The following is a 6119-nucleotide window of genomic DNA, read 5'->3' on the forward strand; positions in this document are numbered from 1 at the left end:
GCCCCGACCCCACCGGCCCCGGCTCCGCCGGACGCTCCGCTCCCGCCGCCTCAGGCCGTGAGTCCGCCGAACAGAAGTGACACCGTCATCGCGATGACGACCGAGTCGAAGGCGAACGCGATGACGACGTTCGCGCGCACCAGGCGCCAGCCCTCTCTCGAGCGGATCTCGGCCGAGACCGTGGCCGCCGTCGTGGACAGCAGGAGCGCGAGGGTCGCATAGTCGCTGAGGTGCGGCGCCTCCTCGAAGGCGAAGCGCACCTGCGACCGCCGGGCGACCGCGACTCGAGGCGCAGGCAGGCCTGCGCGAACGAGAAGACCATCAGCACCCACGAGCTCGCGACGGCGAGCAGGGCGGCGGCGAGGGAGAGGGGCTCGCTGCGGAACTCCGTCCTCTGCGCGATCGCCACCGTGACCACGATCGCCGGCACCGCCGCCGACAGCGTCGTGCCGGTCGCCCCGGTCGCCCCCAGCATCCGCGAGAGGAGGCGCCGCTCGCCGCGCGCCTCCTCCTCGGCGGTGCTCCGCAACGCCTGCTCGTCGAGGCGCGAGAAGGAGGCGGCGCTCCGCAGCGCCTGCTCGTCGAGGCGCGAGTACGAGGCGGCGCTCCAGCCCACGGAGAGGGCGGTGGAGAGCGGCCGGCCGAGCAGGTACACCGGAACGAGGGTCGCCGTCGTATCGACGGCCCCGTCGCCCGGAGCGGGTGTCCCCCTCGCCAGGACGAGCAGCACCACCACGATCGTGACCAGGAGGCTCACGCTCACCCGGAACAGATCGGAGCGGGATCGTCTGCGCGCGGTCATCGCCGCCCTCCCCGTCAGGGGCCCGGAGCGCGCCCCGAACAAAATCCACGCCGTTCCGTCCTGCCGCGTCCCGTGCGTTACCAGGCCATTCGTTGCAACCAACAACAAATCCCCCGCGCACCCGGCAGAATGGATCCATGACCTCACGGAGCAACTGGGCGGGCACCTACGAGTACCGCGCCGCCGCCATCATCGAGCCGGAGTCCGTCGAGGAGGTGCAGCGCCTCGTCCGCGAGAACGAGCGCGTCCGCGCCCTCGGCAGCCGCCACTCCTTCAACTCCCTGCCCGACACCCCCGGCGCACTGCTGCACCTGGGGCGCCTGGCCTCCGACCCCGTGATCGACGCCGAGGCGAGCACCGTCACCGTCGGCGGCGCCACCCGCTACGGCGTCGTCGCCGCGCACCTGCACAGCAACGGCTACGCCCTGCACAACATGGGCTCGCTCCCGCACATCTCGGTCGCCGGCGCCATCGCGACCGGCACCCACGGCTCGGGCGACCGCAACGCGAACCTCTCCTCCGCCGTCTCGGCCCTCGAGCTCGTCACCGCCGACGGCTCGCTGCGCACGATCCGCCGCGGGGAGCCGGGCTTCGAGGGCGTCGTCGTCGGCCTCGGCGCCTTCGGCATCGTCACCCGCGTGACCCTCGACATCCAGCCGACCTTCGACGTCCGCCAGGACGCGTTCGTCGACCTGCCCTGGGAGCGCGTGCTCGACGACTTCGACGCGATCACCTCCTCCGCCTACAGCGTCAGCCTCATGACCCACTGGTCCTCGCCGACGGTGGAGCAGCTGTGGCTGAAGACCAAGGTGGCGGCGGGATCCGTCGCCGACGTCGACGCGACGCACCTGGGCGCGGTCGCCGCCTCCGCGAGCCTCTTCGCCGTCTCGGAGGGTGTCGACTCCAACCTGAACCCGTTCGGCGGCTCCGTCGGACCGTGGTCCGAGCGCCTGCCGCACTTCCGCCTCGACCGCGAGCCGAGCGCGGGCGACGAGATCCAGAGCGAGTACATGGTGCCGCGCGCGAACGTCCGCGAGGCGGTCGTGGCGCTGCGCGCGATCGGCGAGCGGATCGACGACGTCCTGCTCATCACGGAGCTGCGGACCATGGCGGGCGACGACCAGTGGCTCTCCCCCGCCGGAGGCCGCGACAGCGTCGGCGTGCACTTCACCTTCAAGAAGGACCGCGCCGGCGTCGACGCCGTGCTCCCCGCCGTCGAGGGCGCGCTGCTGCCGCTCGGCGCCCGGCCGCACTGGGGCAAGCACTTCCTCGCCGGAGCCGACGAGATCGCGCCGCTCTACCCGCACCTCGAGGAGTGGCGCACCCTCCGCTCCGAGTGGGACCCCTCGGGCCGCTTCGCGAGCGACTTCCTCCGCGACCGCCTGCTCGGCTGAGCGGCACCCGCCCCGCGGGACCAGGCAGGTTCCGCGGGACGGGGCTCACAGGACGCAGCACAGGACGGGGCTCACAGGACGCAGCTCGCGGGACGCGGCCCACAGGACGCAGCTCGCGGGACGCGGCTCTCGGAACGCCGCTCAGAACAGGCGGGCCGCGTCGGCGGGCTCGACGAGGTCGCGCACCAGCGCCGGGATCCGCTTCCGGAACGGGAAGAACCCCCGCGACGCCGACGGCCACGCCGCACCGTCCCAGCGGCGGCGCACGGTGACGAGCGCGACCCCCTCGTCGGCGAGAGCCGAGCGGAGCGCCTCCACCCGCTCACCGACGGGCCCGACCGGAGCGTACGGAACGACCACGGTGTCGATCCGCTCGGACACCGCCCAGTCGACGACCGTCGCGGCACGCGCGTCCGCCAGCACCCTCGCCGGCCGACCGCTGGAGTCGGAGGTGCGCTCGGCGGCGTCGGCGAGCGCCGCGGCGGTGAAGGCGGCGACCGCGTCGGAGACTCCGGACGGCGAGCGCCCGCCCGCGTCCCCGGCGACGGCGCACGCCACGAGGCGCTCGGCCAGATCCGGCTGCTCGGCGAGCAGGCTCTCCGCCTCGAGGTCCTCCTCGTGCAGCAGGAGGCCGGGGCGGGCGCCGAAGGTCCCCACGACGTCGTCCTGCTCGAGCGGTGCCCGCGGCGGGAAGGGCTCCTCGGTGAGCGCGGGGGCCGTGGTGGCGAGGCCGCTCGGCGAGAAGCGCCCCTCCGTGTAGCGCGCGATGTTGGACGCGGAGGCGAGGTAGGTCTTGCCCGGAGTCTGCAGGCCGGCGACCCATCGCCACGACAGGGTGTTGGACGCGGCGTCGCCGTCGAGCAGGTGCCGGTAGAAGAAGTCGGCGCCGAGCTGCCAGGGCAGTCCGAGGGTGAAGATCCAGATGCTCGCGAACCACATGCGGGTGTGGTTGTGGAGGTACCCGGTCTCGACGAGCTCGCTCACCCACGCGTCCATCGCGTCGATGCCGCTGCGTCCACCGATCGCGTCGAGGTACCCGGGCGGAGGATCGCCCGCGGAGGAGTCCGCCACCTCGCGGCGGTAGCGGCGCCAGACATCCGGGTTCTGCTCGAGCCAGCCCTTCCAGTACGTGCGCCAGAACACCTCCTGGACGAACTTCTCCGCGGCGGTCAGACGGTGCCGCGCGAGGACCGCGGCGACGACCTCCCGCTCGGTGACGAGGCGGTGGCGGAGGTAGGGCGAGAGTCCGGAGACGTTGTCCCGGGACGGTCCGAGGTCGTGGTTGCGGTCGCGGGCGTAGGCGGAGCCCGCGCGGGCGACGAAGTCGTCGAGCGCCTCGAGACCGGCGGCTCTGGTCGGGATGAACATCGCCCCATCATCGGCGTCGGCCCGGTGAGAACACCGGCAGCGGCCTCCCGAGTGCGCTCCGGGGACGGAGGCGCCCGCCGAGCGCTCGTCAACGGGGTGACCGGCGCCTCCGACCCGACGTAGCGTCGGAGGACGAGAGGGAGGCCGCCATGCCCCGCGAGGAACAGATCCCGTCCACCATCGAGCGCTCCGACGAGCACGCGCAGAAGCTCTGGTCGGCCGCGCACGACTCGGCCGTCGACAGCTACGGCGACGGTGAGCGCGCCCACCGCACGGCCTTCGCCGCGCTGAAGCACGAGTACGAGAAGGTCGGCGACCATTGGGAGCGCAAGGCCGAGAGCGGCCCCTCCGACTCCCGCGCCGAGGGCCACGGCCGCTCCCCCGGGGGCGAGACGGCGGGCGGAGTGGACGCGAACGCGACCAAGGCGCACCTGATGGACCTCGCCAAGCGCCTGGACGTCTCCGGCCGCTCGCGCATGACGAAGGCCGAGCTCGTCGAGGCCCTGCAGAAGGAGAGCACCCGCCGGACGCGTGACGCGCGGTGAGGATGGGGGCGGGGCCGGGGACAGCCGCCCCGCCGAACCCCCGCCCCGGCCCGCTCAGTCCAGCGCGTCCCGGACGGCCGCCATGCCCAGCTCCAGCTCGGCGAAGGTGGTCGACAGCGGCGAGAGGCCGATCCGGATGCCGTCGGGTCGGCGGAAGTCCGGCACGATCCCCTCCGCCTGCAGCCGCGGGACCAGGCCGGCGAACGACTCGTGCGCGATCGTCACGTGCGAGCCGCGCCGGGCGGGGTCGAGCGGAGTCGCCACCCGCACCCCGCGCGGCACCAGCCACGCGTCGGCCAGCTCCAGCGCGTACGCCGTCATCGCCTCCGACTTCGCGCGCACCGCGGGCATGCCCACCGAGGCGATCAGCGCGATCATGTCCTGCATCGCGAGCATCCCCGTGATCGGCGGAGTCCCGCTGAGGAAGCGCCGCATCCCCTCGGCCGGACGGTAGCCGGGTCCCATCTCGAACATGTCGGCGACGCCCATCCAGCCCTGCACCGGCTGCGCGAGCGAGCCCTCGTGCCGGGAGGCGACGTACGCCCACGCGGGCGCCCCCGGGCCTCCGTTCAAGTACTTGTAGGAGCAGCCGACCGCGAGGTCCGCGCCCCACTCGTCGAGCTCGAGCGGCACCGAGCCGACGGAGTGGGAGGCGTCCCAGAGCACGAGCGCGCCGGCCTCGTGCGCCTGGGCGGTGATCGCCGCGGCGTCGGCGAGGAACCCCGAGCGGTACGCGACGTGGCTGAGCAGCACCAGCGCCGTCCGCTCGCCGAGCACCGGGGCGAGGTCGTCGGGGCCGACGCCGCTCCCGGGGTCGGAGTCGATCCAGCGGAGCGTGCTGCCGGTCTCGGCCGCGATGCCCTCCAGCACGTACCGGTCGGTGGGGAAGTTGTCGGTGTCCACGACGATCTCGTCGCGCCCCTGCTCCGCCTGGCGGGCGATCGCCGCGCGGGTGAGCTTGTAGAGCAGGACGGTCGTGGAGTCGGCGACGACCGTCTGCCCGGCCGCGGCTCCCAGCACCGCGGAGCCGAGGGCGTCGCCGACCTCGAGCGGCATGTCGAGCCAGCCCTCCTCCCAGCCGCGGATGAGGCGGCCGCCCCACTCCTCCTCCGCGAACCGCGCGAGCCGGGCGACGCTCGCGCGCAGCGGCCGGCCGAGCGAGTTGCCGTCGAGGTAGGAGCGGACCTCGGGGGTGCGGACGAACAGCTCGGGGCAGTGCGCGAGCGGGTCCTGGGCGTCGAGCGGATGCATGCCCTCACCCTAGGTCGCGGGCGCCGGGCGCGACGCGTGCCGCCGGGGCCCCGGATCCGTGCCGCCGGGGTCCCTGACGGGTGCTGCCGGGGCCCCTGACGCCGCTCGGACGCCGCCCACCGTCCAGAAGTCGTCGCACTCGGCCGCGACTGCGACGACTCCCGAGCACTCGCGAGCCCTCACCCGGAGCCCCTCCCCCCCCACTGTCCAGAACTTGTCGCACTCGGCGTCGACTGCGACAACTCTTGAGCACTCGCAAGCGCTCACCCCGGAGCCTCCCCCACTGTCCAGAACTTGTCGCACTCGGCCTCGACTGCGACAACTCCTGAGCACTCGCGAGCCCTCACCCGGAGCCCCTCCCCCCCACTGTCCAGAAGTCGTCGCACTCGGCGTCGACTGCGACAACTCCTGAGCACTCGCGGACCCGCGCACTCGAGCCGGTCGCCACTCCTCCGAAGTCGCCGTACTCGCGCTCCAGTACGGCCGCTTCCGCATGGTCGTGGAGCCGCCGGGCCCGTCCCAGCGGTCGTCGCCGAGTGCGCAGGAGTCGTCGCACTCGAGCTCGGGTGCGACGACTCCTGGACAGTCGCGGGAGCCGGAGGAGAACGGAGCAGGAGCCGGAGGAGAACGGAGGAGGAGCCGGAGGAGAACGGACCTCGAGTCGGCGAGCGCCCCCCCGGACCCGCGAGCACGGCCGCGCACCTGGGAAGTCAACGGGCGGACGCCGCGCCCCGCCCCGCCTAGCCTCCGAGGACGGCC

5 protein-coding genes are annotated in these 6119 nt (G+C 73.7%); 2 read left to right on the forward strand and 3 right to left on the reverse strand.

The window, feature by feature from the left end; genetic code table 11:
- Window positions 1–50: 50 nt before the first annotated feature.
- Entirely contained in the window at window positions 51–260 is a 210-nt protein-coding gene (locus C5C46_RS17080) for a DUF1345 domain-containing protein (protein ID WP_181136020.1), read from the reverse strand.
- 679 nt (window positions 261–939) lie between these two features.
- On the opposite strand from C5C46_RS17080, the gene C5C46_RS16355 reads away from it, so the two are divergent.
- A complete protein-coding gene (locus C5C46_RS16355) occupies window positions 940–2196 on the forward strand; it encodes an FAD-binding protein (RefSeq protein ID WP_104227470.1) in 1257 nt (418 codons plus the stop codon).
- A gap of 141 nt (window positions 2197–2337) precedes the next feature.
- Here the strand turns inward: C5C46_RS16355 and C5C46_RS16360 are convergent, their stop codons facing one another.
- On the reverse strand, window positions 2338–3564 hold the full coding sequence (locus C5C46_RS16360; protein WP_104227471.1) for an FAD-binding domain-containing protein: 1227 nt from the start codon (window positions 3562–3564) through the stop codon (window positions 2338–2340).
- A 149-nt stretch (window positions 3565–3713) separates the two neighbouring features.
- On the opposite strand from C5C46_RS16360, the gene C5C46_RS16365 reads away from it, so the two are divergent.
- Entirely contained in the window at window positions 3714–4109 is a 396-nt protein-coding gene (locus tag C5C46_RS16365; RefSeq protein ID WP_104225169.1) for a ChaB family protein, read from the forward strand.
- A gap of 54 nt (window positions 4110–4163) precedes the next feature.
- Here C5C46_RS16365 and C5C46_RS16370 read toward each other — a convergent pair whose 3' ends face one another.
- Window positions 4164–5360 carry a kynureninase gene (locus C5C46_RS16370; protein WP_104227472.1) on the reverse strand — a complete coding sequence of 399 codons (1197 nt, stop codon included), beginning with the start codon at window positions 5358–5360 and terminating at the stop codon, window positions 4164–4166.
- Window positions 5361–6119: the final 759 nt, after the last annotated feature.

It is taken from the genome of Rathayibacter sp. AY1E6, from assembly GCF_002931115.1.
Lineage (GTDB): Bacteria > Actinomycetota > Actinomycetes > Actinomycetales > Microbacteriaceae > Rathayibacter.